We start from the raw sequence: 3,753 nt of genomic DNA, 5'->3' as shown, positions 1-3,753 counted from the left end.
TTCCGGAGCAAATTGCCGCAGGCGATTTGTCTCCTTTAAGGGACGCACGTTGCGTTTTCCTTATGTTTTCATGTTCCGCAATGCAAAAAGGCCGCTTTGAGCGGCCCTTTGTATCGGCTGGGCCGAAGAGTTTGCTTGAGAAGATATTTGTTGCGTTTTGCAGACCTGGCAGCGACCTACTCTCCCGCGTCTTGAGACGGAGTACCATTGGCGCTGGGGCGTTTCACGGCCGTGTTCGGAATGGGAACGGGTGCAGCCGCCCCGCGATAACCACCAGGTCGGCAAAACGCAACACAGTTCATGTTTTCACATGAGTGTTGTTTCGAGAAGCTGGGAAGCTTGCGCTTCATTTAATTTAACACGTCTTTCTGCGACCCTTCCCGTATGTTTGCCATACAGACCAGAGGTCGTCGCACCCTGTGGCGCGGCCCGTCCGGAGCGCTATGCGCGTCAGGACAGAACAGATGATGCTCATCTTTGATGAGCATGAACAATGGGAACGAAGAAGTCGATCGAGCTATTAGTAACGGTAAGCTTCACATGTTGCCATGCTTCCACACCCGTCCTATCAACGTGGTCGTCTTCCACGGCTCTGATAGGGAACACTCGTTTTCAGGTTGGTTTCCCGCTTAGATGCCTTCAGCGGTTATCCATTCCGTATATAGCTACTCTGCTATGCCCTTGGCAGGACAACAGATCCACCAGAGATACGTCCATCCCGGTCCTCTCGTACTAGGGACAGATCCTGTCAATATTCCTACACCCACGGCAGATAGGGACCGAACTGTCTCACGACGTTCTGAACCCAACTCACGTACCGCTTTAAATGGCGAACAGCCATACCCTTGGGACCTGCTCCAGCCCCAGGATGCGATGAGTCGACATCGAGGTGCCAAACAACCCCGTCGATATGGACTCTTGGGGGTCATCAGCCTGTTATCCCCGGCGTACCTTTTATCCGTTGAGCGATGGCCCTTCCACACGGGACCACCGGATCACTATGACCGACTTTCGTCTCTGCTCGACTTGTCAGTCTCGCAGTCAGGCGGGCTTATGCCATTGCACTCGACGACCGATTTCCGACCGGTCTGAGCCCACCATCGCGCGCCTCCGTTACTCTTTCGGAGGCGACCGCCCCAGTCAAACTACCCACCATACACTGTCCCGGATCCGGATAACGGACCGCGGTTAGACATCCACGAAGATAAGGGTGGTATTTCAAGGATGGCTCCACAAGAACTGGCGTCCCTGCTTCAAAGCCTACCACCTATCCTACACATGCCTTGGCGAATGCCAGTGTAAAGCTATAGTAAAGGTGCACGGGGTCTTTCCGTCTGACCGCAGGAACCCCGCATCTTCACGGGGAATTCAATTTCACTGAGTCTATGTTGGAGACAGCGGGGAAGTCGTTACGCCATTCGTGCAGGTCGGAACTTACCCGACAAGGAATTTCGCTACCTTAGGACCGTTATAGTTACGGCCGCCGTTTACTGGGGCTTCAGTTCAGAGCTTGCACCCCTCCCTTTAACCTTCCAGCACCGGGCAGGCGTCAGACCCTATACGTCGTATTGCTACTTCGCAGAGCCCTGTGTTTTTGATAAACAGTCGCTACCCCCTGGTCTGTGCCACCCCATCATACTTGCGTAAAATGGGGTCACGCTTCTTCCGAAGTTACGCGTGCAATTTGCCGAGTTCCTTCAACATAGTTCTCTCAAGCGCCTTGGTATACTCTACCTGACCACCTGTGTCGGTTTCGGGTACGGTCTATACGGTGGAGCTATTTCCTGGAACCTCTTCGCCGCACATTCAATCCAGTAAGAATGTACAACACACGAGATCCGTCACTACCACCAGGCCCACGAATATTAACGTGGTTCCCATCGACTACGCGTGTCCGCCTCGTCTTAGGGGCCGGCTAACCCTGCTCAGATTAACTTTAAGCAGGAACCCTTGGTCTTTCGGCGAGGGAGTCTCTCACTCCCTTTATCGTTACTCATGTCAACATTCGCACTTCCGATATCTCCAGCAGCCCTCACGGGTCCGCCTTCACAGACTTACGGAACGCTCCGCTACCACGCAACAGTCACTACAACTGTCACATCCTCAGCTTCGGTGCATGGCTTTAGCCCCGTTACATTTTCGGCGCAAAGACCCTTATTTAGACCAGTGAGCTGTTACGCTTTCTTTAAATGATGGCTGCTTCTAAGCCAACATCCTGGTTGTTTTGGGATCCTCACATCCTTTCCCACTTAGCCATGACTTGGGGACCTTAGCTGGAGGTCAGGGTTGTTGCCCTTTTCACGACGGACGTTAGCACCCGCCGTGTGTCTGCCGACTAGTACTCCTCGGTATTCGGAGTTTGGTTAGGATCAGTAAGACGGTGAGTCCCCATAGCCCATCCAGTGCTCTACCCCCGAGGGTATTCGGTCGACGCTCTACCTAAATAGATTTCGCGGAGAACCAGCTATTTCCGAGTTTGATTGGCCTTTCACCCCTAGCCACAAGTCATCCCAATCTATTGCAACAGATACGGGTTCGGCCCTCCAGTTGGTGTTACCCAACCTTCAGCCTGCTCATGGCTAGATCACTCGGTTTCGGGTCTAATGCAACTAACTCAATCGCCCTATTCAGACTCGCTTTCGCTGCGCCTACACCTACCGGCTTAAGCTTGCTAGTTACACTAAGTCGTTGACCCATTATACAAAAGGTACGCCGTCACCCTTGCGGGCTCCGACTGTTTGTAGGCATCCGGTTTCAGGTTCTATTTCACTCCCCTCGTCGGGGTGCTTTTCACCTTTCCCTCACGGTACTTGTTCGCTATCGGTCATGCACGAGTACTTAGGCTTGGAGAGTGGTCTCCCCATGTTCAGACAGGATTTCACGTGCCCCGCCCTACTCAAGGACAATGACTGTTCTACGCGTAAGGGGCTATCACCCTCTATGGCCGACTTTTCCAAATCGTTCCGCTTTATTCATCATTGCCACTGGCCTGGTCCGCGTTCGCTCGCCACTACTTACGGAGTCTCGGTTGATGTCCTTTCCTGCAGGTACTTAGATGTTTCAGTTCCCTGCGTTCGCTTCTTACCCCTATGTATTCGAAAGTAAGATACCTTATCACAATGCTTGGAAACCCAGGCCGTTCATAAAACAGACTGGATTTTCCAAGCATTTAAGGTGGGTTGCCCCATTCGGAGATCCATGGATCAAAGCTTATTCGCAGCTCCCCACGGCTTTTCGCAGCGTATCACGTCCTTCTTCGCCTGTGCATGCCAAGGCATCCACCAAATGCCCTTAATTCACTTCTTCGTTCTCATTGTCTATGCTCATCCATAGCCGTTCCAAAGGAACGGCAATCCGGTTACCTTTTACAACCAGATCATCTCCTGATGACATCGACGTGTTCGATACAATCCTCTTTGAAGGCACGCCGGTGCACTTCGAGGTCGTATCATTAAGACCAGCTTCTCGAGATATCATCCGGTGATGCGCGGTCAGGCAACATCAATCCAGCATTCCCATCAGAGGAGCAAATGCTCCAACAACAAAAATGCCTCGGACAAGCGATCCTTCCTACCTCCAACCCCTCCACCAATTCCGGCCGACTAAGCCATCACATGGTTTCACAAGGATTGGTCTCGGACGTTTCAGGCATAAACCCAAAACACCTGGACGCTTCCAGACATATCTTCTCTTCACAATGTATTCAGAACAGGCATCTTCCTTAGCAGAAGATGCAAACTTTTATTTCTTCAA

At 52.1% G+C, this 3,753-nt stretch carries 2 rRNA genes; both read right to left on the bottom strand.

Annotation, left to right across the window (positions count from 1 at the left end):
• Nucleotides 1-163 precede the first annotated feature (163 nt).
• Nucleotides 164-278, bottom strand: a 5S ribosomal RNA gene (gene rrf / locus AC5SEO_RS26705).
• Nucleotides 279-499: 221 nt separating this feature from the next.
• A 23S ribosomal RNA gene (locus AC5SEO_RS26700) occupies nucleotides 500-3,306 on the bottom strand.
• Nucleotides 3,307-3,753: the final 447 nt, after the last annotated feature.

Source organism: Agrobacterium sp. K11 (genome assembly GCF_059429395.1).
The sequence above is the reverse complement of the archived record's forward strand: the minus strand, read 5'-3'. Positions and strand labels throughout refer to the sequence as shown.